Here is a 25,972-nt window from a genome sequence, read left to right on the forward strand (position 1 = left end):
AAACAGGTGCAAGAATCCGGCCGTTGACCCCACGGATGCCGGCCGCCATGGTCGAGCCGAGGGGATGTTCCCCTTCTTTGTTTGCACAGCGGATCGGGAATCGCATCGACCCCGCGCGACGCGGGGCACAGAGCCGCCGGGCCGGTGCCCGGCGGCTCGCCCAACACCCGGCGTGCGCGACTGCGGTCAAGCACGCCAGGCACGGACCCCCTACACCTGCCGGAGCCCGAACTCGTCGTCGTACGACACCGTGAAGTCGCCCAGCCGAGCCGTATGCGAAGCGTCCAGGACCAGAGCACGACTCCGGCACAGCCACGGGTGCCCGTGCCAGCCCGGCAACGGGCCCAGTTCTGAAGCCGCCGGCGTGAACTTCGCCGGCAGTCGCACCGTCGAGCCCAGCACCTCGTCCAGCACATCCGGAGCGACATCTCCGTTGACGCTCAAGGCCCGCCCCGCCAGTGTCCGGAAGACCGCCTCGCTCTCTTCCCGGACCACCAGGACGACCTCGACGGATTCATCGCCGTCGCGAACCGCCGCCTGCAACGAGCTCTCGTCACTGCCCGCCGTGGATCCGCCGTAGTGCAGCCCTGCCAGGGTCCGCCTCTCGTGCTCGCCATACGGAGTCAGCAGAAACCGCCGGGCCGTCTCGGCACGGACCCGTTCCTGCTCCTCCTGCTCCTCATGGGCCGCCTCACCGGCGTCCTGCCACGTCACGGGCAGCAGCGACGGGTCCGCCTCGTACACCCGCTCCACCAGCTCGGGCACCTGCCCCGGAACCGACCATCCTTCACCTGCCCCGGGCAGTACAGCAGCGGTTCGCAGCAGGAGGTGTCGGCCGTAGATCCTCTCGCCGGCATACGCGAACACCGGTTCACGGCAGTCGCGCGGCTCGAAGCCGGTGACGAACACCCTCGGTACTCTCAACCTGTCCGGACGCCACGTGCCCTCGTGGCGATGCAGCCGTCCCACTCGCTGGAGCAGCAGGTCGATGGGGGCCAGATCCGTGACCAGCATGTCGGCATCGACATCGAAGGACTGCTCGGCGAGCTGCGTTGCCACCAGGATCAAGCGACCGTCCCGGGGCCGGGGCGTCCGCGGGCCCAGCAGGCTCAGGCATTCTTCCGTCAGATCGGCACGCCTGGCGACGGTGAAACGGGCGTGCAGAAGGCGCACTTCGTCATGGTCGAACCGCTCGCGCAGTTCCTCGTAGAGACTCTGAGCCCGCGCGACGGAATTGCGGATGACGAGCGCAGTCCCCCCATGGGTGAGCTCGCTTGCCAGCAGTTCCCCCAGACTCGCATCCGCCTCGTGCTGCAACCGCTCCCGCTCCGCACGGGAGGATCTGGCGCCGGGAACCGCCTCTGGCACCACCCGAACCTCCACATGCAGGTCATCGCGCCAGCTGCCAGTGGATTCCACGTGGAACCGCGGCTCCCCCGAGGGAGGCATCCAGGCCGCTGTGACGCTCGGGTATCCCGGCGGTTTCGGAACCTCGCCCCGCAACTCCTCCTGGGATGCCGCACCGGCCGAATATGCCTCGAACAGTCCTTGGCGTTGCGCGGGGGCGAGCGTCGCCGACAGGACGATCACCGGCACACGGGCCTGTCCCAGCCAGCGCAGCGCCTCGTGCAGGAACTGGCTCATGTAGACGTCGCAAGCGTGCACTTCGTCCAGAATCACGATCTTGCCGACCAGGCCGGCCATCCGCAGCATCACATGTCGTGTGCGGGTGGCGGCATACAGAAGCTGATCAACCGTACCGACCACGAACGGGGCGAGCAGGCCACGCTTGGCCCCCAGGAACCACTCGGCAGGTGCCTGCCGCTCCGGCGCATTCCGCGCGTCCGGCTCGATGCCGTACGGGTCGTCGTCCAGCCCGAACTCGTCCACACCGCAGAACGCCTCGTCCGCATATGTGCCGGCGTCCTCCAGCAGAGCCTTCCACTCCCGGTTGAACGCTCGCTTGCCGTGCAGCAGCACCACTTGGGCAGCGAGTTGCTCGTCGATCGCCTCCACCCATCGCCGCGTGCGGGTGAACATGGGATCGCTGGTCGCCTGGGTGGGCATTCCCACGAACACTCCGTCCGCGCCGAACCTGGCTGCCAGAGCTTCCGCCACGGCCTGGGCCGCCTCCGTCTTGCCCTCGCCCATCGGCGCTTCGACCACCACGAGCCCGGGGCCGCCCATACGACGAGCCGCTTCGATCACCATCAGCTGCGAGGGCCGGGGCGCGTACCCGAACCTGTCCCGGAACGCCTCGGGGCCCGGTGCTTCCAGAGCACCCCAACCGCCATGCAGCCCGAGAGCCTTCCACGCCGATGCCGCCCGCTCCCGGGAAGCGGCCAGACCCACGTGGCTCAGGTCGTCCATCCCCACGAAGAAGCGCTCGTCGCTCGCGATCCAGTCCGCCATCACCACCAGTCCGCTGAGCTGCAACTGAAGCGCCCTTGACGGAACCACCACCGGCTCCACTTCACGGAGCCCTCCGAACCCGACCTCCTGAGTGAACGTTTCCAGCAATGCCTGCTGGACCAGGCGCCACGTTCCCTTCCCCCGCAACTGCCCCTTCGCGTGACGCGGCTCCTGTACGTCCTTGAGCGAGGGAAACGCACCGTGGTGACCGGCCACCAAGGGCCAGACCCAGTCCACGTGCTCGGCAGCCCAACCGACGCCGGTCAGCAGTTCGCGCGCCATCAGTCCGCCGGCCCAGTCGTGACGCCACCGCCGCTGCTGCTTCGCCCCCGCCGCAGCACTCTTCTCAACCCACGTCAGCCCCGCCCGCCCCACGGCTTCAGCGCCCTCCGGCCACAGCCGCTGATGCGTCGGCGTTGCCTTCCCGCAATCGTGAACCCCGCACAACCAGACGAATAACCGCCGCCCGCTCCCCGGCCCACCCGCGATCCCCTCCAGCGCCGACCGTGTCGAAGGCGCGAGAAAGCCATCCCACAGCAGCTCCGCAACCGCCGCTGTATCCAGCAGATGCGCCATCAGAAGGCTCGTGGTCCCCCCGGCTCGCTCCCGCGACTTCCCCCACAACGTCTCCAACGCCCGTACCACAACCGGTTCGTAGAGCCGGTTCAGCCGCTGTAAGTCCACTGCGCCTCCACGTACTCACCAGGACCGAGCACCAGAGAGTAGAGGCAACCACTGACATCACAACACAGTTACGGGAATAGCCAGATCTCCGATCATAAAGATGTACAATCCCGCGCTACCGCTCCCCAAGGCGGCACAGCAGACAGCCGCACCGGCAACGCGACACCCAGCACACCACCACAGAAACAGCTCCTCCCCCACCGCCGAACCATCCCAGCGGGCGCGCGGACGACGCCGCGGCCGACACCAGCACGCCGACCGAACACGAAGCACTCGCGCGGGCACGGGGACGACGGCCAGCCGCGCCACGGTCGCCCTTTGTCCCGGGGACCACCCCCGCAGGCGCGGGGACAACGGGCATCGCATCGGGATCGGTCCGCATCTCCACGGACCACCCCCGCAGGCGCGGGGACGACCAGGCCAGCGGGAAGTACGGCCAGGCCCCGCCCGGACCACCCCCGCAGGCGCGGGGACGACTTCTTCCTCAGCCGGTCCGAGCTCAGGCCGAGCGGACCACCCCCGCAGGCGCGGGGACGACGACGCCGACCGTCGCGTACGCGGTGGAGCTGGGGGACCACCCCCGCAGGCGCGGGGACGACTGCCCGCCGGGGTGAGGAGCGTGGCGTCGCGCCGGACCACCCCCGCAGGCGCGGGGACGACTCACGTGCGGGCCTCCAGTTCGGCGATGCGAGCGGACCACCCCCGCAGGCGCGGGGACGACGGTGCGGAGCCACGGGCAAGCGGCAGGAGTCACGGACCACCCCCGCAGGCGCGGGGACGACGCCGGGAGCCGTCGACGGTGCGGCCATTGACCCGGACCACCCCCGCAGGCGCGGGGACGACCCGGTGATGGTGTACCCGCACACGTACATGCCCGGACCACCCCCGCAGGCGCGGGGACGACATCGTTTCGGGGGGTGCGTCGGTCCCCTCCCACGGACCACCCCCGCAGGCGCGGGGACGACCTGGATCGCCTGGTTCGCGGGGAGGACGACGCCGGACCACCCCCGCAGGCGCGGGGACGACTTGTGGGGGTTCTCCCCCTGGTCCCGGGACGCCGGACCACCCCCGCAGGCGCGGGGACGACCTCGTCGCGGTCCCTACGGGGTACTGCTGGCACGGACCACCCCCGCAGGCGCGGGGACGACACTTGTTGAGCTGGGGCTTTACTGAGCGAAGTGGCCGTTCTCATTTAGGTGCTTCTGGCTCACGTCAGCCTCAGCAAGCATCCGCACCAACTTCAACACCGTCCCTCCCCTCCCCTCGGAAGGGGCAGACCATCACACCACACGCGGCCTCAGGCGAACGATGCGTACCGCTGTACACGCCACGCATCCGCATCCACATCCGCACACGCCTCCGCCCGGAGCGACCGGTACAGGCCGCGGGACGAACCGTGAGGATTCGCGCCAGTAAGGGGGCGGACCACAGCATCACCACAAGAATCCGGTCATAGCCGCCCAAGGAGCTACCGCAACGCACCGAGGCCCGCATCCGCAGCACCCAAGATACGTCCGAAAACCGCATTTCCCCAGGTCAGAACGATTCTGCCTGGGGATTGGGTGGGGCGGGTGGGACTCGAACCCACGGCCGACGGATTATGAGTCCGCTGCTCTAACCGGCTGAGCTACCGCCCCTTTTCGGCGTGGCGCGTACAAGTGTGCGCGCCGTCTGCCGCAGCATAGCCGGTCATACGATCTCTCGCTCCGGATGGTCGGCTTCGCATGACCATGAAGACCTCGTCGCTCGCCGTCCGGTTCCGAACGGAGCGAAGTGCACGCGAAAGTGTCACATGCATCGCACACGCATCATGGTGACGACCGACGCCGGGCACACGAAAAAGGACCCCGTGGGGTCCTCTTCCGTTCCGCTCCCCCGACTGGACTCGAACCAGTAACCCTCCGGTTAACAGCCGAATGCTCTGCCAATTGAGCTACAGGGGATCGCGCTCCCCCGACTGGACTCGAACCAGTAACCTGCCGGTTAACAGCCGGCTGCTCTGCCAATTGAGCTACAGGGGATTGCTGCGTGTGCACCGAACCCTACCTGCCTGGCTGCTGCCGGGCGGCGCGCGTTCGCTGCGACACATACATTAGCGCAAGCAGGGGGGTGCTTTGCCAATCGGTATCCCCCGGGGTGATCTCCGGTGCCCGCGGGTAGGCGGGCAGCACACGTCGCACTGAGCGTCGCACTGAGCAAGGAAGGGTGGCAGCCATGCGGTACCGGCTCACGTTCATCGCCGGACTGGCCCTCGGATACGTGATCGGGACACGGGCCGGGCGCGAGCGCTACGAGCAGATGAAGAAGTCCGCGCGCCGGTTCGCCGAGAACCCGGCCGTGCGCAACACCGCCGAGTCCGCCGCCCAGAGCGGCCGCGACCTGGCCGGGAAGGCGTATCACGCGGTGAGCGAGAAGGTCGGCGAGAAGGTCCCCGCCCCGGTGGCCGACCGGGTGCGCTCGCTGCGCGACCGCGGGCGCAACGGCGAGGACGACTGGGGCACCAGCAACACCTGACGGCGTCCCACCGCACGGCTCCAGCCCCGCCGCACGGCTCCACCACTGCCGCACCACCGGTACGGAAACGCTCCGGCGGTGCGGCAGAATCGTGTGCATGGGGATAGTCGCCGGATTGGACAGCTCTTCCGCCTTCACGCACATCGTCGTCTGCGATGCGGACACCGGCGCCGTGCTGCGCCGCGGGTTCGCCGCGCACCCCGTCGAGGCGAAGGCCACCGAGGTCGACCCGCAGGCATGGCTGCTCTCGCTCGGCGAGGCCGCCACCGGCGGGCTGCTCGAAGGGGTGCAGGCCATCGGCGTCTCCGCCCAGCAGCACGGCCTGGTGCCGCTGGACCACCAGGGCAACCCGGTCCGTCCCGCGCTGCTCGGCAACGACAGGCGGGCACAGGCCGCCGCGGCCGATCTGATCGACGGGCTCGGTGGGCGGCAGCCCTGGGCCGAGGCGGTCGGCTCGGTGCCGCAGGCCGCGCAGCCGGTGGCGAAGCTGCGCTGGCTGGCGCGGACCGAGCCGGAGTCGGCCCAGCGGGTGGCCGCGGTGCTCCAGCCGCACGACTGGCTGGTCTGGCAGCTGCTGGGGCGCCCCGCCCGCCGGACCACCGACCGGGGCGCCGCCTCCGGCACCGGCTACTGGTCGGCGGACAGCGGTTCCTACCGGCCCGATCTGGTGGAGCTCGCCCTCGGCCACCAGGCCGCTCTGCCCGAGGTGCTCGGCCCCGCCGACGCGGCCGGGACGACGCCCGAGGGGCTGCTGATCTCCGCGGGGACCGGCGAGACGATGGCGGCGGCGTTCGGGCTCGGGGTCGGGATCGGCGACGCGGTGGTGTCGCTGGGGGCGTCGGGCTCGGTCATGGCGGTGCACCACGAGGCACTGGCCGATCCGTCCGGGATGATCACGTCGTTCGCGGACGCCACCGGGAAGCATCTGCCGGTGGTGCACACGTCCAACGCGGTACGGGCGCTGCGCGGGACCGCCGAGATGCTCGGGGTCGAGGGCCTCGACGAGCTCTCCGCGCTGGCGCTGAAGTCCACCCCGGGCTCGTCCGGTCTGGTGCTGCTGCCGTATCTGGAGGGCGAGCGGACGCCGCGTCTGCCGCACGCCGCGGGAACGCTCTGCGGTCTGCGGCGGGAGTCGATGAAGCCGGAGCATCTGGCACGGGCGGCGTTCGAGGGGATGCTGTGCTCGCTGGCCGACGCGCTCGACGTACTGCGCGGCCGGGGCGTCGAGGTGCGCCGGGTGTTCCTGCTCGGGGCGGCGGCCGAACTGCCCGCCGTACGGGGGCTCGCGCCGGCGCTCCTCGGTACGCAGGTGGTCGTGCCGCAGCCCGCCGAGTACGCGGCGCTGGGCGCGGCCCGGCAGGCGGCCTGGGCGCTGGGGGTCTCGCAGGGGACGGCCGATCCGCTCACTCCCCCGGCCTGGCAGGGCGCCGCGGCGCAGGTGCTGGAGCCGGGCGAGGAGCTGGCGGTCGGGCAGGCCGTGCGCCAGCAGTACACGGCGACGCGGGACCAGATCCACCCGGGAGCGTTCGACCCCGCGGGCTGAGCCGTCCAGCCGTACGACAGGGCCGGGTACGCCGGTGGAGGTCACTCCCTCCACTTGTGTACTCGGTCTGTTTTTTGACCTGGTCTTGAGTAAAATCGCTCGCAGTCGCACCCTCCGGTGCCGGAAAATGGGTCGACTCCCGACCTCTGCCGACTCCGAGAGACACGCGTGCTCATAAAACTCCTGCGGGCCTATCTCGGTCCGTACAGAAAACCCATCCTGCTGCTGGTCCTCCTCCAACTGCTGCAGACCTCCGCCAGCCTCTACCTGCCCACCCTGAACGCCGACATCATCGACAACGGTGTCGTGAAGGGGGACACGGGCTACATCCTGGAATTCGGCGGCATCATGATCGCCGTCAGCATCTGCCAGGTGGTCTGCAACATGGGGGCCGTCTACTACGGTGCCCGTACCGCCTCCGCGCTCGGGCGTGACGTCCGGGCGGCGGTCTTCGACCGGGTGCAGTCGTTCTCGGCACGCGAGCTCGGACGCTTCGGGGCGCCCTCGCTGATCACCCGTACGACCAATGACGTCCAGCAGGTCCAGATGCTGGTGCTGATGACGTTCACGCTGATGGTGTCGGCCCCGATCATGTGCGTCGGCGGCATCGTCATGGCGCTCGGCCAGGACGTGCCGCTCTCGGCGGTGCTGCTCGCGGTGGTGCCGGTGCTCGGCATCGCGGTGAGCCTGATCGTCAAGCGGATGCGTCCGCTGTTCCGCACGATGCAGGAGCGACTCGACACGGTCAACCGGGTGCTGCGCGAGCAGATCACCGGCAACCGGGTCATCCGCGCGTTCGTCCGCGACGGTTACGAGGAGAAGCGGTTCCGCGGCTCCAACACCGAGCTGACGGACGTGGCGCTGTCCACCGGCCGGCTGATGGCCCTGATGTTCCCCACCGTGATGACGGTCGTGAACGTCTCGTCGATCGCCGTGCTCTGGTTCGGTGCCCACCGCATCGACAGCGGCGGCATGGAGATCGGCGCGCTGACCGCCTTCCTCGCCTATCTGATGCAGATCGTCATGTCGGTGATGATGGCGACCTTCATGTTCATGATGGTGCCGCGCGCCGAGGTCTGCGCCGAGCGCATCCAGGAGGTCCTGGAGACCGAGTCCAGCGTGGTCCCGCCCGTCAAGCCGGTCCGCAAGCTGCTCGCCCGCGGTCATCTGGAGGTGCGCGGGGCGGACTTCCGCTACCCGGGCGCCGAGGAACCGGTGCTGCGGGCGGTGGATCTGGTGGCCCGCCCCGGCGAGACCACCGCGATCATCGGGTCGACGGGCAGCGGGAAGTCGACGCTGCTGGGCCTCGTACCGCGGCTGTTCGACGTGACGGACGGCCAGGTGCTGGTCGACGGCACGGACGTGCGGACGCTGGAACCGACGCTGCTGGCGAAGACCGTGAGCCTGGTGCCGCAGAAGCCGTATCTGTTCTCCGGGACGGTCGCGACCAACCTGCGGTACGGGAACCCGGACGCGACGGACGAGGAGCTGTGGCACGCGCTGGAGGTCGCGCAGGCCAAGGAGTTCGTCACCGCGCTGGAACACGGCCTGGACGCGCCGATCTCGCAGGGCGGCACCAATGTCTCGGGCGGGCAGCGGCAACGCCTGGCCATCGCCAGGACGCTGGTGCAGCGGCCGGAGATCTATCTCTTCGACGACTCGTTCTCCGCGCTCGACTACGCCACCGACGCCGCGCTGCGCGGGGCGCTCTCGCACGAGACGGCCGAGGCCACCGTGGTGATCGTGGCGCAGCGGGTGTCGACCATCCGCGACGCGGACCGGATCCTGGTGCTGGACGAGGGCCGGGTCGTCGGCGTCGGCACCCATCACGAGCTGATGGGCGGCAATGAAACGTACCGGGAGATCGTGCTCTCCCAGCTGACGGAAGCGGAGGCCGCGTAATGGCCGGGCCTGGCGGACGCATGATGGCGGGCGGGGCGCCGACCGACCGGTCCATGGACTTCAAGGGGTCCTCGAAGCGGCTGCTGAAGCGCTTCGCGGCGGAGAAGACCGCCCTGTACGTGACGCTGGTGGCCTCCGTGCTGAGCGTCGCCCTGTCGGTGGTCGGGCCGAAGATCCTCGGCCGGGCGACCGACCTGATCTTCGCCGGGGTCGTCGGCCGGAAGATGCCGCAGGGGACGACCAAGGAACAGGCCGTCGAGGGCCTGCGCAAGAGCAACAGCGGCCTCGCCGACATGCTCTCCGGGGTGGACTTCGTCCCCGGCCACGGCATCGACTTCGGTGCGGTGGGCGACGTACTGCTGGTGGCGCTGGCGGTCTATGTCGGCGCCGGTCTGCTGATGCTGGTGGCCACCCGGCTGTCGATCCGGATCATCAACCGGATCATCTTCCAGCTGCGCGAGGACATCCAGACGAAGCTGTCGCGGCTGCCGCTGTCGTACTTCGACCGCGCCAAGCGCGGCGAGGTGCTCAGCCGGGCGACGAACGACATCGACAACATCTCCCAGACGATGCAGCAGACGATGGGCCAGCTCATCAACTCCCTGCTCACCATCGTCGGTGTGCTGGTCATGATGTTCTGGGTCTCGCCGCTGCTGGCGCTGGTCGCGCTGGTGACGGTGCCGCTCTCGGTGGTCGTGGCCACCAAGGTCGGCAAGCGCTCCCAGCCGCAGTTCGTGCAGCAGTGGAAGGTGACGGGCAAGCTCAACGCCCACATCGAGGAGATGTACACCGGGCACACCCTGGTGAAGGTCTTCGGCCGGCAGGAGGAGTCCGCGAAGGACTTCGCCGAGCAGAACGAGGCGCTGTACGAGGCCGGTTTCAAGGCGCAGTTCAACAGCGGGATCATGCAGCCGCTGATGATGTTCGTCTCCAACCTGAACTATGTGCTGATCGCCGTCGTGGGTGGGCTGCGGGTGGCCTCGGGGTCGCTGTCGATCGGTGACGTGCAGGCGTTCATCCAGTACTCCCGGCAGTTCTCGATGCCGCTGACCCAGGTCGCCTCGATGGCGAACCTGGTGCAGTCGGGCGTCGCCTCGGCCGAGCGGATCTTCGAGCTGCTCGACGCCGAGGAGCAGGGCGCCGACCCGGCGCCCGCCGAGCGCGAGCGCCCCGAGGAGCTGCGGGGCAGCGTCTCGCTGGAGAAGGTGTCGTTCCGCTACGACCCGGAGAAGCCGCTCATCGAGGAGCTCTCGCTGAACGTCGAGCCCGGTCACACGGTCGCGATCGTCGGACCGACGGGCGCGGGCAAGACCACGCTCGTCAATCTGCTGATGCGGTTCTACGAGGTGACGGGCGGCCGGATCACGCTGGACGGGGTCGACGTGACGAAGATGTCGCGCGACGAGCTGCGCCAGGGCATCGGCATGGTCCTCCAGGACACCTGGCTCTTCGGCGGTTCGATCGCGGACAACATCGCGTACGGGGCGTCCCGCGAGGTCACCCGGGAGGAGATCGAGGAAGCGGCCAGGGCGGCGCACGCCGACCGCTTCATCCGGACCCTGCCGGACGGTTACGACACGGTGATCGACGACGAGGGCTCCGGCGTCAGCGCGGGCGAGAAGCAGCTGATCACCATCGCTCGGGCGTTCCTGTCCGACCCGGTGATCCTGGTGCTCGACGAGGCGACGAGCTCCGTCGACACCCGTACGGAGGTGCTGATCCAGAAGGCGATGGCCCGGCTGGCCCACGGCCGTACGAGCTTTGTGATCGCGCACCGGCTCTCCACCATCCGGGACGCCGACGTCATCCTGGTGATGGAGAACGGCTCGATCGTCGAACAGGGCACGCACGAGGAGCTGTTGGCCGCCGAGGGCGCCTATGCCCGGCTGTACTCGGCGCAGTTCGCGCAGGCGGTCGCCGAAGTCGACTAGGGCCTCTCGTTTGGATCATGCCGGGCGCCGCCGGGCAGACGGGACTTCCGACGCACGCCCCGGGAGCACGTCCGTTCCGGATCCGAGGGCCCGTGCCGCCGTCCGGCGGTGCGGGCCCTCGCGCCGTCAGTCGAGATAACCGCGGAGCTGGTCGGCGAAGGCGTGGTCGCGCAGCTTGCCGAGGGTCTTGGACTCGATCTGGCGGATGCGTTCGCGGGTGACGCCGAAGATCCTGCCGATCTCCTCCAGGGTGCGGGGCCGCCCGTCGTCCAGCCCGTAGCGCAGCTGGACCACCTTCCGCTCGCGCTCGCCCAGGGTGGAGAGCACCGCTTCCAGGTGCTCGCGCAGCAGCAGGAACGCGGCGGACTCGACCGGGGACGCGGCGTCGCCGTCCTCGATCAGGTCGCCGAGGGCGACATCCTCCTCCTCGCCGACCGGGGCGTGCAGCGAGACCGGTTCCTGGGCGAGGCGCAGGATCTCGCCGACCCGCTCCGGGGTGAGGTCGAGCTGTCCGGCGACCTCCTCGGCGGTCGGCTCGTAGCCGCGCTCCTGGAGCATCCGGCGCTGGACGCGTACGACACGGTTGATCAGCTCGACGACATGGACCGGGACCCTGATGGTCCGCGCCTGGTCGGCGAGGGCGCGGGACATGGCCTGGCGGATCCACCAGGTCGCATACGTCGAGAACTTGTAGCCCCGGGCGTAGTCGAATTTCTCGACGGCCCTGATCAGCCCGAGGTTTCCCTCCTGGACCAGGTCGAGCATGGTCAGCCCGCGTCCCACATAGCGTTTGGCGACGGAGACGACGAGGCGGAGGTTGGCCTCGATGAGGCGGCGTTTGGCCATCCTTCCCATGACCACCAGCCGGTCGAGGTCGACGGCCAGCCGGGTGTCCGGGTCCGGGGTGCCCGCCAGCCGTTCCTCGGCGAAGAGCCCGGCCTCGACCCGGCGGGCGAGCTCCACCTCCTCGGCGGCGCTGAGCAGGGGGATCCGGCCGATCTCCCGCAGATACTGGCGGAAGAGGTCGGAGGACGGACCGGCGGTCTCCGGCCGTCTGTGCGGCTCGGGCGCCGGAGGCGACTCCTCCATGAGCGCTTCGGGCGGCTCGGGCGGTGTCGGCGGCTCCACCGCGGCCTCCGGATGGTGCACGGCCCGGTTCTGCGCGGGGACGGCCGAGACGTGCTCGGGTTCGGTCAGGGTCCGGGTCTGCACGGGGGCGACCTCCAGGTGATCGCTGCCGGACCACGGGGAGGACCACCGCTCGGTGGACCGGCCGCGCTCCGATGTCTCAGGCACCGCCCCCAGTGTGGGGGAAGACACATCGCCGCCACGAGGGGCGTGCGGTGACTTTCTGAGGCCGGTCCGTGACCGGTCGGTTACGCGGACGGCCGGGGCCGGTCAGAGCGCGTCGGCCCCGTTGTTGCGCAGGGACTGGGCGTACTGCTGGAGGACCCAGACCTCGTTCTGCGCGGCGGCCAGGTGGTCCGGGGCGACATTGGTGCCGAGCCGGGCGAGGCTGCCCTGCACATCGTTGATCCGGCGGTCGACGGCGCGCAGCCGGACCTGGACGAGCTGTTCGCCCGCGTACGCCTCGTCGATGGACTTGCCGTGGATGACCTCGACGGCCAGCTCGGTGACCAGCTTGCGCACCGCGTCGTTGGGGGTCGCGTCGAGCACCTGGACGAGGTATTCGCGGGTGTCGGCGACGCCCGGCTCGGCGCCGCCCGCCTCGGCGATGCACTGGCGGACCGCCGCGTACGGCGGGGCGGTGAACTCGTCGACCCCGTAGGCGTCGAAGGCCGGGGAGACCAGGGCGGGCTTCTGCAGGGCGAGCTTGAGCAGCTCGCGTTCGGTGCGGTGGGCGGGGCTGCGGAGGTTGAGCGCGGGGCCCGCGGGGGCGGCGGGGGCCTGGACCTGCTGGTGCTGCGCGGCGGCGCGGGAGGAGGGCCGGGCGGCCCCGCGCTGGTCGCCGCCCCGGCCCCGGGCCCACTGGGCGAGCTGGTTGACCCGGTGGACGACGTACTCCTGGTCCAGGATGCCGACGAAGCCGGCGAGCTGGACGGCGACCTCCCGCTGGACGCTGCCCGTCTTGATCTTGGCGACGACGGGGGCGGCCTCGTCGAGCGCGGCGGCGCGGCCCGCCGGGGTCTCCAGGTCGTAGCGGGCGACGATCTGGCGGAGCGCGAACTCGAAGAGCGGGGTGCGGGGTTCGACCAGGTCGCGGACGGCCTCGTCGCCCTTGGCGAGCCGCAGGTCGCAGGGGTCCATGTTGTCCGGGGCGATCGCGATGTACGTCTCGGCGGCGAACTTCTGGTCGTCCTCGAAGGCGCGCAGGGCGGCCTTCTGACCGGCCGCGTCGCCGTCGAAGGTGAAGATCACCCGGGCGCTGCCGTTGTCCATCAGGAGCCGTCGGAGGATCTTGATGTGGTCGCCGCCGAAGGCCGTGCCGCAGGTGGCGATGGCGGTGGTGACCCCGGCGAGATGGCAGGCCATGACGTCGGTGTAGCCCTCGACGACCACGGCACGGCTGACCTTCGCGATGTCCTTCTTCGCCAGGTCGATGCCGTACAGCACCTGGGACTTCTTGTAGATCGCGGTCTCGGGGGTGTTGAGGTACTTCGGGCCGTTGTCGTCGTCACGGAGCTTGCGGGCGCCGAAGCCGACGATGTCGCCGGAGGTGTCGCTGATCGGCCACATCAGCCGGCCGCGGAAGCGGTCGATGGGGCCGCGCCTGCCGTCCTGGGAGAGGCCGGAGGCGATCAGCTCCTTGTCGCTGAAGCCCTTGCCGCGCAGATAGCGGGTGAGGTGGTCCCAGCCCGCCGGGCTGTAGCCGATGCCGAAGTGGGCGGCGGCGGCCTGGTCGAAACCGCGCTCGGCGAGGAACTTCCGGCCGATCTCCGCCTCCGGGCCGTCCAGCTGCTCGGCGTAGAACCCGGCGGCCACCTTGTGCGCCTCGACCAGCCTGATGCGCTCGCCGCGCTGATGGGAGGGGTTGTACCCGCCCTCCTCGTAGCGCAGGGTGATGCCCGCCTTGGCGGCGAGCCGTTCGACCGTCTCGGAGAACGAGAGATGGTCGATCTTCATCACGAAGGCGATCGTGTCGCCGCCCTCCTGGCAGCCGAAGCAGTGGAAGAGACCCTTGCTCGGGCTGACCTGGAAGGAGGGGGACTTCTCGTCGTGGAACGGGCAGAGGCCCTTGAGGTTGCCACCGCCCGCGTTGCGCAGCTGGAGGTACTCGGACACGACGGCGTCGATCGGGACCGCGTCCCGTACCGCCTTCACGTCGTCGTCATTGATCCTGCCTGCCACGGGTGAAGTCTACGGGTGGGGTGCGACAGCCGTGCCACCTGCCGAGGTGATCCGCGGAACCCGGCGGGCTCAGCCCAGGGAGTCCAGGGGCACGGACGGGTCCGCCAGCGCGTCCGGGTCGATCGGGCGGCCGGACCTGATCAGCCCCTGCACGGGCTCGGTGACGTCCCACACGTTGACGTTCATCCCGGCCAGCACCCGGTGGTCCTTCAGCCAGAAGGCGATGAACTCCCGCTTGCCCGCGTCGCCCCGGATGACCACCTGGTCGTAGCTGCCCGGCGGCGCCCAGCCCGAGTATTCGAGACCGAGGTCGTACTGGTCGGAGAAGAAGTAGGGCACGCGGTCGTAGCCGACCTCCTGGCCGAGCATGGCGCGGGCCGCGGCCGGGCCGCTGTTCAGCGCGTTGGCCCAGTGCTCCACGCGCAGCCGGGTGCCGAGCAGCGGATGGGCCACGTTGGCGACGTCACCGGCCGCGTAGATGTGCGGGTCGCTGGTGCGCAGGGAGGCGTCGACCGCGATGCCGCCGCCGTCCGCGCGCGGGGCCATCGCGAGCCCGGCGGTCTCGGCGAGGGCGGTGCGGGGCGCGGCGCCGATCGCGGCGAGCACGTCGTGGGCGGGGTGCTCCTCGCCGTCGTCGGTACGGACGGCGAGGACCAGGCCGTCCTGGCCGATGATCTCGGTGAGCCGGACGCCGAAGTGGAAGCGGACCCCGTGGTCGCTGTGCAGATCGGTGAAGATCTGGCCGAGCTCGGGACCGACGACCTGGTGCAGCGGGGTCGGCTCCGGTTCCACGACGGTGACCTCGGCGCCGTATCCGCGGGCCGCCGCCGCGACCTCCAGGCCGATCCAGCCGGCCCCGGCGATCACCAGATGGCCGTTGTCGCGGCCGAGGGCGGTCAGTACGTTGCGCAGCCGGTCGGCGTGGGCGAGGCGGCGCAGATGGTGGACGCCGGCCAGGTCCGTGCCCGGGACGGGGAGGCGGCGTGGTTCGGCCCCGGTGGCGAGCAGCAGCTTGTCGTAGTGGACGACGGTGCCGTCGCCGAGCTGCACGGCGCGGGCCTCCCGGTCGAGCGAGGTGACCGGCTGCCCCAGGTGCAGTTCGATCTCGGCGCCCGCGTACCAGGCGGGCTCGTGGACGAAGACGCTCTCCCGGGCCTCCTTGCCGGACAGATAGCCCTTGGAGAGCGGGGGCCGTTCGTAGGGGTGGTCCCGCTCGTCGCCGAGCAGGATCACCCGGCCGCTGAAACCCTCCGCGCGGAGCGTCTCGGCCGCCTTCGCTCCCGCCAGTCCTCCGCCGACGATGACGAACGTCCGATGTGCGTCGACCACTTGATGCCTCCCGGTGCTTGCTGCGCGGCGCCGCCGACTGCGAGCGTCCCGCACGCAGCGTGTTGACGAAAGAGGGTGTACCCCGATCAGGTCGGACCCGGGGCCCGACCGGCCCAGTCTGCGCGGCGGGGCCCGCCGGACGGGGGACGGCTCGCAGACAAGGCGGAATCGGGGCGAATCCTCCGGCCGGGGCGGATCCCCCGCCGGACGCGGGGGCCGGTCATCGGCGGGGTGCGGTGAGTGCCCTGTGCAGCGAGCGGGCCGAGGCGTCGGTGAGCGCGGCGATCTGGTCGACCAGGACCCGCTTGCGGGCCCGCTCGTCGCGGGCGGCGTCGAACAGGGCGCGGAACTGCGGTTCCAGCCCTTCCGGGGCGCGCGCGGTCAGTGCGGCGGCCAGCTCGGCGATGACGATCCGCTGGTCGGCGCGGATCGCCTCCTGCTCGGCGCGCCGCATGACGTAGCGGTCGGCGACCGCCTTGAGCACGGCGCACTCGGTGCGGGCCTCGCGGGGGACGACCAGCCGGGCGTCGTAGCGGCCGAGGCGGCCGGGCCCGTACGCCTTGCGGGTGCTGCTCTCGGCGGCCAGGCAGAAGCGGCCGATCAGCTGGCTCGTCGCGTCCTTCAGCCGGGCCTGGGCGGGGGCGGATCCGTCGTAGCCGTGCGGCCACCAGTCCTGGGCGACGAGCCGGTCCAGCGCGTCGGCCAGCTCCTGGGGCTCGGTGTCCGCCGGTACGTAGCGGCCGATGGCGACCGCCCAGATCTCCTGCCGCTCCGGCTCGGCGCAGAGGCGGTCGGGGTCGATGTGCCCGGCGTGCAGGCCGTCCTCGAAGTCGTGCACGGAGTAGGCGACGTCGTCGGACCAGTCCATGACCTGGGCCTCGAAGCAGGTGCGGTCCTTCGGTGCCCCCGTGCGGGCCCAGGCGAAGACCGGCAGGTCGTCCTCGTACACCCCGAACTTCGGCGAGCCGGGGTCGGTGGGGTGGGCGCCGCGCGGCCAGGGGTACTTGGTGGCGGCGTCCAGGGCGGCCCGGGTCAGGTTGAGTCCGACGCTGACCGGTTCGCCGGTGCGGGTGTCGGGGACGAACCGCTTCGGTTCGAGCCGGGTCAGCAGGCGCAGCGACTGGGCGTTGCCCTCGAAGCCTCCGCAGTCGGACGCGAAGTCGTTGAGTGCCTGCTCGCCGTTGTGCCCGAAGGGCGGGTGGCCCAGGTCGTGGGCGAGGCAGGCCGTCTCGACCAGGTCGGGGTCGCAGCCGAGCGCCGCTCCGAGCTCGCGGCCGACCTGGGCGCATTCGAGGGAGTGGGTGAGCCGGGTGCGGGGGCTGGCGTCCCAGGCGTGGCCGCGGGTGCCCGGGGTGACGACCTGGGTCTTCCCGGCGAGCCGCCTGAGCGCGGCGGAGTGCAGCACCCGGGCCCGGTCGCGCTGGAACGCGGTGCGGCCCGGCCGTTTGTCCGGCTCGGTGTCCCAGCGCTCGGCGTCGGCCGCGCCGTAGGGGCTCGTGCCGTGGTCCTGTGTGCCCTGGGTACCGTCCATGCCGTTCATGGTTCCGACAGTAAACGGCCGGGCCGACAAGAAGGCTCGGCCCACCGCCCGGAAATATCCGTTCATCGGGTTTTCTTCCACCCGTCAGCCGTGTCGCCGGGCCGCGCGTTCCGCCGCCGCGTGCCACCAGCCCGGGGGCGAGGGAGCCGTGGGGCGGGAGGTGGGCTGGTCCGGGTGGAGGCCCAGGGGGCGCAGGGCCGAGGCGCGCACGCGGACGGTGATCCAGCCGCGCCAGTGGCCGTCCGGTCCCGGGCCGCAGGCCAGGTCGCAGTGGATTTCTCCGGCGGGTACCGGCATCCAGTCGATGCCCCGGTCGCGCAGTCAGGCGCGCGCGGCGGCGGCCGGGTGCGGGGCGCCCTTCAGGTTCTCGTAGGCGGCGATCGTCACCCAGTCGTCCTCGGCGGTTGCGTTCATGGCACTCATCCTGCCCGTTCGAGAACCCTTTCGGCCCGTGGATCGTCTGATCCTGCGGGACGACGGTGCACGGCACGGAAGCGGAGGGGGTTCCATGCGGGTGAAGTGGCCGGGACGGCTGCCGCTCGGGCGGCTGCGGCCGCGCCTGCCGCGGACGCGGCGGGGTCAGCGGCGGGCCGTGCAGGGGGTGATGGTCGCGTGCGTGCTCGTGCTGGCTCCCTCGGCCTGGACGCACGCCGTCGCCGACGCCCGGATCAGGACGACCGCGGACGCGCCCGCGCAGCAGGTGGCCGTGGTGTTCGGGGCGGGGCTCCGGCAGGGCAGACCGTCGCCGTACCTCGCCAACCGGCTGAAGGCCGCCGCCGAGCTGTACCGGGACGGGAAGGTGAAGGTCGTGCTCGTGACCGGCGACAACAGCCGGAAGGAGTACGACGAGCCGGATGCCATGCGCACCTATCTCCGGGAGCACGGGGTACCGGACGAGCACATCGTGAGCGACTTCGCCGGGTTCGACACCTGGGACTCCTGTGTGCGGGCCAAGAAGATCTTCGGGGTCGACCGCGCGGTGCTGGTGAGCCAGGGGTTCCACATCCGCCGGGCGATCGCGCTGTGCCGGACGGCGGGGATCGACGCGTACGGCGTGGGCGTGGCCGCCGCACACGACGCGACCTGGTACTACGGCGGGGCGCGGGAGGTGTTCGCGGCGGGGAAGGCGGCGCTGGACGCCGTGTTCGAGCCCGATCCGCACTTCCTGGGGCCGCGGGAGTCCGGTATCGGGGAGGCGCTGGCGGCGCGCGGGCGGTAGCCCCGGGGCGGGCCCGGGGCGTGCGCGCCACTTCCGGGTCAGGCGTCGTACGGGCGCGCGGCGTCAGGCGGCGTACGGGCGCGCGGCGTCAGGCGGCGTACGGGCGCGCGGCGTCAGGCGGCGTACGGGCGCGCGGCGTCAGGCGGCGTACGGGCGCGCGGCCCTGGCGTCGCGCAGGGCGTGCCCCCACCAGACCAGCTGGTCGAGCAGCGCCTTGGCCGCCGCGTCGCAGCCCGCCGGGTCCCGGTGCCTGCCCTCGTCGTCGAAGAGGGCGCCCGCGTTGTGGAAGGAGACCGTCTCGCGGATGCCGGCGGTGTGCAGCTCCGCGAAGACCTGCCGCAGGTGCTCGACGGCGCGCAGCCCGCCCGAGACCCCGCCGTACGAGACGAAGGCGACGGGCTTGGCCTGCCACTCGGCGCGGTGCCAGTCGATGAGGTTCTTCAGCGGGGCCGGGTAGGAGTGGTTGTACTCGGGGGTGATGACGACGAAGGCGTCGGCCGCCGCCAACCGGGCGGAAACGGCGGCGAGCCGGGACCGCGCGTCGGCGTCGGGCCGGTAGGAGAGGGCGATCGGGAGGTCGAGTTCCGCGACGTCGATCAGGTCGGTCCCGATGCCGGGGTGGGCGTCGGCGTGCGCGAGGAACCAGCCGCCGACGACGGGGGCGAACCGTCCCTCGCGGTTGCTGGCGAGGATGACCGCGACCTTCAGGGGTGCGGTGGAGGCAGGGGTGGGAGCTGTGGTGAGGTCCATGCGAAGAGGCTCGTACGTCAACCGGACTTGAGGTCAAGTCCTTCCGGTGGCCCCCGCCGACGGGTTCCGCGGCATACGGTGGACGGCATGACGACTCCCCCGACCGCGCCCTTCCCGTACGCCGAGTTCGACGGGCATCCGGCCACCGAGGCGGACCTGCGGATCGCGGCCTTCCTCGGCTACGGCCACTTCACGGCCATGCAGGTCAGAGACGGCGGGGTGCGTGGCCTCGGCCTGCATCTGGCCCGGCTGGACGCCGCCGGCCGGGAGCTGTTCGGGCACGGGCTGGACGGGGACCGGGTCCGCGACCTGGTGCGGCACGCGCTGGACGGGGCCGGGGTGCGGGACGCCTCGGTCCGGGTCCACGGCTTCCTGGCCCCGGGGGACGGGGAGACGACCGTCATGGTCACGGTGCGGGCCCCCGCGCACAAGTCCACCGAGCCGCACGGCCTGATGTCCGTCCCGTACGCCCGCACGGTGCCGCACATCAAGCGGCCCGGCGAGTTCGGCCAGACGTACTACGCGCGGCTGGCCGCCCGCGCCGGGTTCGACGAGGCGCTGCTGACCCTGCCGGGCGGCGTGGTGACGGAGGGCGCGATCACCAACGTCGGCTTCTGGGACGGCACGTCGGTGGTGTGGCCGGACGCCCCCTGTCTGACCGGCATCACGATGGCGCTGCTGGAGCGGGAGCTGTCCGGCGCGGGGTCGGTGCGCCGTCCGGTGACGCTGGACGGGCTGGGCGCGTTCCGGTCGGCCTTCGTCACCAACTCGCAGGGCATCGCGCCGGTCCGGCGGATCGACGACACGGAGTTCGCGGTGGACGAGGCGTTGATGGAGCGGCTCGGGCAGGCGTACGCGCGGGTGCCGTGGGACACGATCTGACGCGGGTCCGTCCCGGCGCGGTCGGGCGACCGTGCCGGGACGGGCCCGCGGGCGGGGGCTACTTCTCCCAGCCGACCGTCTCCGGCAGCGGGCTGTAGAAGATGGTGGCGCCGACGTTGGCCAGCCCCTTCTTCACGCTGTAGGTCGAGGGGCCGCTGAACAACGGCAGGAAGGCGTACTGCTGGAGGGCCTTGCGCTCGACCTCGTTGGCCGCCGCGATCTGCTTGTCGAGGTCGGCGATGTCGGCGGTGGCGCGGATCTCCTTGTCGAGCTCCGGCGTACCGGAGCCGGTGATGTTGGAGTCACGGTCCGAGCAGTAGAAGTCGCACAGGTAGCGGGCACCGAACGGGTCCATGGAGCGGTTCCCGGACAGGAAGAGGTCGAACCTGCGCTCGCTGAGGATCTTGGAGAAGTCGGCGGAGTCGGCCTTCTTGATCACGAGTTCGACGCCCACCGGCTTCAGCATCGCGCTGAAGGCACCGGCGACGGCCTTGTCCAGCGGCTCGTCGCCGAGGATCGTGTAGCCGACTTCGAGCCTCTTGCCGTCCTTGACCCGGATGCCGTCGCCGCCGGGCTTCCAGCCCGCCGCGTCGAGCGTCTTCTTCGCCTCGTCCGGCGCGTACTTCAGGACGGCCGACACATTGTCCTGGTAGCCCTTCTGGAAGCTGTACAGCACCGCCGAACCGGGCAGCGGCTCCTTGTAGTCGAGCCCCTGGAACTGGATCTTCGCGATCTGGGAACGGTCGATGCTCTGCTGGATGGCCTTGCGGACGGCCGTGTCCGCGAGGTTGGCCGACTTCGTGTTGAAGTGGAGCGAGTACTCGAAGGGGCTTCCGCCGCTGCGGATCTCCGTCCCCTTGAGCCCCTTGACCTGCTTGAGGCTCTCCGCGTCGACGGCCGAGGTGTAGTCGAGCTGGCCGTTCTTGAAGGCGTTGACCGCGGCGGTCGACTCCAGGTTGACGTAGACGCGCTTGTCGAGCTTGCCCTTCTTGCCCCACCACTTGGGGTTGCGGACGAAGGTGATGCCGCCCGAGTGGGTGTCCCACTCGCCGACCGTGTACGGGCCCGCGCCCCACTCCGGGTGGGCCTTCTTGACGTACGCCTTGTTGAAGTTGGCGACGGTGGCCGCCTCGGGGTGCAGGAAGGTGGTGAACAGGGTCGTCCAGGAGGCGTTGACGCTCTTGAACTCGATGACGGCCTGCTTGGCGTTCGCGCCCTTGTGGACCGAGGAGATCTGGTCGTAGCCGTCGGTGGACGAGGCGTCGAAGCCCTTGTCCGAGCCGTTGTTGGCCTTCCAGGTGGCCTCGATGGCGGTCCAGTCGATCGGGGTGCCGTCGTTGAAGACGGCCTTCTCGTTGAGGGTCAGCGTGACCGTCTGCCTGCCGCCCTCGACCGCGACCTTCACATCGCTGTAGTAGTCCGGGTTGTACTGCACCTCGCCGGTGGGCGAGTAGGTGATCGCGTCGGCGTTGTACCAGGACCAGACCCGGGACGCGGTCAGGGTGGCGTTGACGTTGAACGGGTTGCCCTGGTCGTCGAAGGTCCCGGCGGTGGTGTAGGTGCCGCCGTCCTTGATCCGGTCGTACGGCACCGGGTTGTAGTCGGCCGCGGCCGACGCGGCCTCGGGGGCGTCCTTGCCCGCCGCGCCGGCCCCGCCCTTCCCGGAGGAGGCGTCGCACGCGGTGGCTGCGACGGAGACGGCGGCGACGAGGGCGAGGGGCAGGGCCAGTCTTGCGCGCATGGCGAAAGGGCTCCTTCTGGTTCGGTGGAGACGGGGGTGAGCTGTGAGTACGGGGGCGGCAGCCGGCCCCGCAACGGCGTGGGCGGGCTCAGACGGCGTGACAGGCGTACTGGTGGCCGGGGCGCCCGGCCACCGCGGTCGGCGCGGGGCGCTCGGTGCGGCAGCGCCCGCGCACGTCCTCGTCGGCGAGGCGGTACAGGGGGCAGCGGTCGACGAAGACGCAGCCCGTCGGGGGCCGGGTGGCGCTCGGCTGCTCGCCCCGGAGCACCACGCGTTCGCGGGCCCGCTCGCGCCGCGGGTCGGGCACCGGGATCGCCGACAGCAGCGCCCGGGTGTACGGGTGCCGGGGGTCGGAGAAGATCGACTCCGTGTCCCCGGTCTCGACGATGTGCCCGAGGTACATCACCGCGATGCGGTCGGAGATGTACCGGACCACGGCCAGGTCGTGGGCGACCACCAGGTAGGCGAGCCCGAGTTCGCGCTTGAGCCGGGCCAGCAGGTTGATCACCCCGGCCTGCACCGACACGTCCAGGGCCGAGAGCGGTTCGTCCAGGGCGAGGAGCTTCGGCTCGGTGGCCAGGGCCCTGGCGATGCCGACCCGCTGGCGCTGACCGCCGGAGAGCGCGGCCGGGAAGCGACCGCTCACCGAGGCGTCCAGGCCGACCAGCGCCAGGAGTTCATGGACCCGGGAGCGGATCGACTCGCGGTCCCGGCCGATGGCCCGGAGCGGTTCGGCGAGCAGCTGGAAGACGGGCAGCCGGGGGTTGAGGGCCCCCAGCGGGTCCTGCATGACGATCTGTACGTCCTGCCGCAGCTCCCGCACCCGGGCCGCGGAGTCGACCGTGCCGACGTCGGTGCCGGCCACCTCGATGCGCCCGCCCTCGGGGCGCTTCAGTCGCAGGACCTCCAGCAGCGTCGTGGTCTTGCCGCTGCCCGACTCTCCCACCAGCCCCAGGGTCTCCCCGGCCCGCAGCTCGAAGCCGACCCGGTTGACGGCGTGCAGCGTGCCGACCCGGCGCTTGAGGAGGGCGCCCTTGGTGACGGGGAAGGTCTTGACGAGGTCCTCGACCCGGAGCACCACCTCGCCGGTGGCCCCGGGTCCGGGCCCGTCCGTCCCTGCGTCCGGCCCGGTGTCCCCGTCCGGGTCCAGGGTGCCGTCGGCGATCTCGTCCGCGCGCAGGCAGGCCACGTGCCCGTGCCCGGTGATCTCGCGCAGCTCGGGTTCGCCGGTCCGGCACGCGTCCTGGGCGAGCGTGCAGCGGCTCGCGAAGGGGCAGCCGCCCGGGAGGTCCACCAGCGCGGGCGGCTCCCCGGCGATCGGGACCAACGGCCGGTGGACCCCGCTGTCCACGGTGGGCACGGCGGCGAGCAGCCGCGCGGTGTAGGGCATGGTCGGCCGGCGGAACAGCTCCTCGACGCCCGCCCGTTCCACGATCCGGCCCGCGTACATCACGGCGATGTCGTCGGCGTGGCCCGCCACGACCCCGAGGTCGTGCGTGATGAGGACGAGTCCGGCCCCGGTCTCCCGCTGCGCCAGCCGCAGGACGTCCAGGATCTGGGCCTGCACGGTGACGTCGAGGGCAGTGGTGGGTTCGTCCGCGACGAGCACGGACGGCTTGTTGGCGATCGCCATGGCGATGACGACGCGTTGGCGCATCCCGCCGGAGAACTCGTGCGGGAACGACTTGGCCCGGCCCCTCGGGTCGGGGATGCCGACGAGGTCGAGCAGTTCGACGGCCTGTTCCCAGGCCGCCCGCTTCGTCAGGTCCTGGTGGACGCGCAGGGCGTCGGAGAGCAGTCTGCCCACGGAGAAGATCGGGGTGAGCGCGGAGAGCGGGTCCTGGAAGACCATGCCGATGGAGCTGCCCCGCAGCGCGGAGAGCTCCTTGTCGCCGAGGCCGACCAGATCGCGTCCGCCGAGCAGTACCCGGCCCCGCAGTTCGGCGGAGGGCGGCAGCAGTCCCATCACGGCCATCGCGGTGGCGGACTTGCCCGAGCCGGACTCGCCGACGATGCCGAGGGTCCGGCCCGGCAGGAGGTCGAAGCCGACGCCGCGGACCGCCTCGACGGGTCCGGCCTCCGAGGGGAAGGTGATCCGCAGGTCCCGTACCGAGAGCACGGGGGTGGCGTCGGTGCGGGCCGGGGCCGCGGCCGGGGTGGTGAGCGTCATCGTCGGCCTCCTGCCGCACCGGTCACGGACGTGGGGTCGAGGGCGTCGCGCAGCCCGTCGCCGACGAAGGTCATCGACACGGTGAGCAGGACGACCAGGCCCGCGGGGAAGGCGAAGAGCCACGGGGCGCTGGTGATGGTGCCCGCGCCGTCCGCGAGCATCGTGCCGAGCGAGACGTCCGGGGTCTGGACGCCGAATCCGAGGAAGGACAGCGCGGTCTCGCTGAGCACGGTCGCGACGACGCCGAGCGTCAGGTTGACGATCAGCAGCGAGCCGAGGTTGGGGATGATGTGGCGCAGGATGATGCGTGGCGCGCCGACGCCCATGAACTCGGCGGCCGTCACGTAGTCCCGTTCCCGCAGCGAGGTCGAGACGGACCAGATGACCCGCGCGGTGGACATCCAGCCGAAGACCGTGAGCACGACGATCAGGACCCGCCAGTCCCCGGCCAGGCGGTGGGAGACCAGCGCGAGGATCAGGAACGAGGGCACGACCAGCAGGAAGTGGATGACGGCGAGCGTCGCCTTCTCCACCCGGCCGCCGAAGTACGCGGCGCTGGAGCCGATGACCGCGGCGACGACGATGGTCAGGACGGAGACGCTCACGGCGATCGCCAGGGAGCGCCGGAGCCCGTGGACGGCGGAGGCGTAGACGTCGTTCCCGCCCTGGTTGGTGCCGAACCAGTGGGCGGCGCCGGGCGGCTCGGTGAGGGCGGCGAAGTCGGCGTCGGAGTACGCGTAGGAGGTGAACAGGGAGCCGAACACGCTGAACAGCACCAGCAGTACGAAGATCACCACACCGACGACGGCGAGGCGGTTGCGCAGGAAGCGGCGCAGGTAGAGCCGGCCGAGGCCGAGGTCGGAGGCGTTCTTCCGGCCGCCGGGGGGAGCCGTTCGCGCCGCCGGGTCCGCCGTCGCCCCGGACGAGGCGTCGGTCGTCATGTCTGTGGCCACGTCAGTTCACCCTCACTCGGGGGTCGAGGAAGACGGTGGCGATGTCCGCGAGGATCGCGCCGATCGCGGTCAGGGCGGCGGCGAAGGCAGCCGTCGCGACCGTGCCGTGCACGTCGTTCTTGCCGATGGTCTGGATGAAGTAGCGGCCCATGCCGTTCCAGCCGAAGATCGTCTCGGTGATGACGGCGCCGGTGAACATGGCCGGGATGCTGAACGCCACGGAGGTCGCCGTCGGGATGAGCGCGGCGCGCAGGGCGTGCCTGCGGATCGCCTGGGACCGGGTGAGCCCGGTGGCCTGGGCGGTGCGTACGAAGTCCGCGTCGATGGTGTCCAGCAGCAGCGAACGCTGCGTCAGGTGGTAGCCGACATAGCCCATCAGCGTCAGGCTCAGGGTCGGCAGGATCAGATGCAGCAGACGGTCGCCGATCGTCGGCAACAGCCCCTCGACGCCCGGGGAGTTCTCCCCGGCGACGTAGAGGAAGTGCAGTCCGGCGTTCTGGTTGAGCCAGATGGCCACGAAGACCACGGCGAGCGCGGCCACGGACGTCGGGATGTTGAACACCGCGATGGACACGGCCTGCGAGATCCGGTCGGCCCAGCCGTACTGCCGTGACGCGGTGTACACGGCCAGGGCGACGCCGATGACCACGGACAGGAGGGTCGCGATGATGACCAGTTCACCGCTGATGAGCGCCCGGTAGCCGATCTCCCCGTTGACGGAGACGCCGGTGGGCGACCTGCCCCAGTCGAAGTGGAACACCACCGAGGTGAGCCAGTCCCACCAGCGGTGCACCAAGGGCTCCCCCGGGCTCAGGTTGTACGGCGCGAGGGCCCGGTCGATCTGCTCCTCGGTACGGACCGGGCGCAGCTCCTTGAAGTTGGACCGCGGGTCCAGGAACCAACTGGCCAGGAAGTACGTGGCGTTGGTCGCGACCACGATCATCAGGAGCCAGCCGGCCGCCTTGCGGGTCACATGGCGCACCATGCCCGGCACCTCCTCCCCGCAGGTCGGAGACGCACCTCGGGGGTGCCGGGTCGAGGGGGCGTGTGCATGTGACGGCGAGAGCTTTCTGGGTACGGAGCGTGAGCACGA

17 protein-coding genes, 3 tRNA genes and 1 CRISPR repeat array are annotated in these 25,972 nt (G+C 71.0%); of the genes, 6 read left to right on the forward strand and 14 right to left on the reverse strand.

What is annotated here, in order from left to right:
* Positions 1-210: 210 nt before the first annotated feature.
* From cas3 to ACFVFH_RS03415, 4 genes are all read right to left on the reverse strand, one after another.
* A complete protein-coding gene (gene cas3, locus ACFVFH_RS03400) occupies positions 211-3,096 on the reverse strand; it encodes a CRISPR-associated helicase Cas3' (protein ID WP_383762711.1) in 2,886 nt (961 codons plus the stop codon).
* 204 nt (positions 3,097-3,300) lie between these two features.
* A CRISPR array of direct repeats spans positions 3,301-4,244; the repeat unit is 29 nt; unit sequence CGGACCACCCCCGCAGGCGCGGGGACGAC.
* Positions 4,245-4,659: 415 nt separating this feature from the next.
* A tRNA-Ile gene (locus ACFVFH_RS03405) sits at positions 4,660-4,733 on the reverse strand.
* Positions 4,734-4,966: 233 nt separating this feature from the next.
* Positions 4,967-5,039, reverse strand: a tRNA-Asn gene (locus ACFVFH_RS03410).
* 5 nt (positions 5,040-5,044) lie between these two features.
* Positions 5,045-5,117, reverse strand: a tRNA-Asn gene (locus tag ACFVFH_RS03415).
* Between the two features lie 193 nt (positions 5,118-5,310).
* Between ACFVFH_RS03415 and ACFVFH_RS03420 the strand changes: the two genes are divergently transcribed.
* The 4 genes from ACFVFH_RS03420 to ACFVFH_RS03435 all read left to right on the forward strand — a co-directional run bounded on the left by ACFVFH_RS03420 (position 5,311) and on the right by ACFVFH_RS03435 (position 10,986).
* Positions 5,311-5,610: a YtxH domain-containing protein gene (locus ACFVFH_RS03420; protein ID WP_383763553.1), complete on the forward strand. Its 300-nt coding sequence runs from the start codon at positions 5,311-5,313 to the stop codon at positions 5,608-5,610.
* 97 nt (positions 5,611-5,707) lie between these two features.
* A complete protein-coding gene (locus ACFVFH_RS03425) occupies positions 5,708-7,153 on the forward strand; it encodes an FGGY family carbohydrate kinase (RefSeq protein ID WP_383762714.1) in 1,446 nt (481 codons plus the stop codon).
* 168 nt (positions 7,154-7,321) lie between these two features.
* Positions 7,322-9,055 (forward strand): ABC transporter ATP-binding protein, encoded by a 1,734-nt coding sequence (locus ACFVFH_RS03430; RefSeq protein WP_383762717.1) that lies wholly within the window; start codon positions 7,322-7,324, stop codon positions 9,053-9,055.
* On the forward strand, positions 9,055-10,986 hold the full coding sequence (locus tag ACFVFH_RS03435; protein WP_383762721.1) for an ABC transporter ATP-binding protein: 1,932 nt from the start codon (positions 9,055-9,057) through the stop codon (positions 10,984-10,986). Before ACFVFH_RS03430 ends, ACFVFH_RS03435 begins: the two co-directional genes overlap by 1 nt.
* A 126-nt stretch (positions 10,987-11,112) precedes the next feature.
* On the opposite strand, the gene ACFVFH_RS03440 is transcribed toward ACFVFH_RS03435, so the two are convergent.
* The 5 genes from ACFVFH_RS03440 to ACFVFH_RS03460 form a co-directional block, all read right to left on the reverse strand.
* Positions 11,113-12,282: an RNA polymerase sigma factor gene (locus tag ACFVFH_RS03440; RefSeq protein ID WP_383762724.1), complete on the reverse strand. Its 1,170-nt coding sequence runs from the start codon at positions 12,280-12,282 to the stop codon at positions 11,113-11,115.
* A gap of 102 nt (positions 12,283-12,384) precedes the next feature.
* The gene (dnaG, locus tag ACFVFH_RS03445; protein WP_383762727.1) at positions 12,385-14,295 is read right to left on the reverse strand and encodes a DNA primase; all 1,911 of its coding nucleotides are present in this window, start codon (positions 14,293-14,295) and stop codon (positions 12,385-12,387) included.
* Between the two features lie 69 nt (positions 14,296-14,364).
* Positions 14,365-15,624 carry an NAD(P)/FAD-dependent oxidoreductase gene (locus ACFVFH_RS03450; protein WP_383762730.1) on the reverse strand — a complete coding sequence of 420 codons (1,260 nt, stop codon included), beginning with the start codon at positions 15,622-15,624 and terminating at the stop codon, positions 14,365-14,367.
* A gap of 220 nt (positions 15,625-15,844) precedes the next feature.
* A complete protein-coding gene (locus tag ACFVFH_RS03455; RefSeq protein ID WP_383763556.1) occupies positions 15,845-17,155 on the reverse strand; it encodes a deoxyguanosinetriphosphate triphosphohydrolase in 1,311 nt (436 codons plus the stop codon).
* Between the two features lie 93 nt (positions 17,156-17,248).
* Positions 17,249-17,461 (reverse strand): hypothetical protein, encoded by a 213-nt coding sequence (locus tag ACFVFH_RS03460; RefSeq protein ID WP_383762732.1) that lies wholly within the window; start codon positions 17,459-17,461, stop codon positions 17,249-17,251.
* A gap of 211 nt (positions 17,462-17,672) precedes the next feature.
* Here ACFVFH_RS03460 and ACFVFH_RS03465 point away from each other — a divergent pair, with 211 nt between their 5' ends.
* Positions 17,673-18,383, forward strand: a complete 711-nt coding sequence (locus ACFVFH_RS03465; RefSeq protein ID WP_383763560.1) for a vancomycin high temperature exclusion protein — start codon at positions 17,673-17,675, stop codon at positions 18,381-18,383.
* 138 nt (positions 18,384-18,521) lie between these two features.
* Here ACFVFH_RS03465 and ACFVFH_RS03470 read toward each other — a convergent pair whose 3' ends face one another.
* The gene (locus ACFVFH_RS03470) at positions 18,522-19,133 is read right to left on the reverse strand and encodes an NADPH-dependent FMN reductase (protein ID WP_383762735.1); all 612 of its coding nucleotides are present in this window, start codon (positions 19,131-19,133) and stop codon (positions 18,522-18,524) included.
* Positions 19,134-19,220: 87 nt separating this feature from the next.
* Here ACFVFH_RS03470 and ACFVFH_RS03475 point away from each other — a divergent pair, with 87 nt between their 5' ends.
* Positions 19,221-20,015: an aminotransferase class IV family protein gene (locus ACFVFH_RS03475; protein ID WP_383762738.1), complete on the forward strand. Its 795-nt coding sequence runs from the start codon at positions 19,221-19,223 to the stop codon at positions 20,013-20,015.
* A gap of 58 nt (positions 20,016-20,073) precedes the next feature.
* Here the strand turns inward: ACFVFH_RS03475 and ACFVFH_RS03480 are convergent, their stop codons facing one another.
* The 4 genes from ACFVFH_RS03480 to ACFVFH_RS03495 all read right to left on the reverse strand — a co-directional run bounded on the left by ACFVFH_RS03480 (position 20,074) and on the right by ACFVFH_RS03495 (position 25,864).
* The gene (locus tag ACFVFH_RS03480; protein ID WP_383762741.1) at positions 20,074-21,756 is read right to left on the reverse strand and encodes an ABC transporter family substrate-binding protein; all 1,683 of its coding nucleotides are present in this window, start codon (positions 21,754-21,756) and stop codon (positions 20,074-20,076) included.
* An 88-nt stretch (positions 21,757-21,844) separates the two neighbouring features.
* Positions 21,845-23,926, reverse strand: coding sequence for a dipeptide ABC transporter ATP-binding protein (locus ACFVFH_RS03485; protein WP_383762744.1), 2,082 nt, complete (start codon positions 23,924-23,926; stop codon positions 21,845-21,847).
* Positions 23,923-24,867 (reverse strand): ABC transporter permease, encoded by a 945-nt coding sequence (locus ACFVFH_RS03490; protein ID WP_383763563.1) that lies wholly within the window; start codon positions 24,865-24,867, stop codon positions 23,923-23,925. Before ACFVFH_RS03490 ends, ACFVFH_RS03485 begins: the two co-directional genes overlap by 4 nt.
* 13 nt (positions 24,868-24,880) lie before the next feature.
* Positions 24,881-25,864 carry an ABC transporter permease gene (locus ACFVFH_RS03495; protein ID WP_383762747.1) on the reverse strand — a complete coding sequence of 328 codons (984 nt, stop codon included), beginning with the start codon at positions 25,862-25,864 and terminating at the stop codon, positions 24,881-24,883.
* Positions 25,865-25,972 lie beyond the last annotated feature (108 nt).

Source organism: Streptomyces sp. NPDC057697, from assembly GCF_042799335.1.
Taxonomy (GTDB): Bacteria; Actinomycetota; Actinomycetes; order Streptomycetales; family Streptomycetaceae; genus Streptomyces.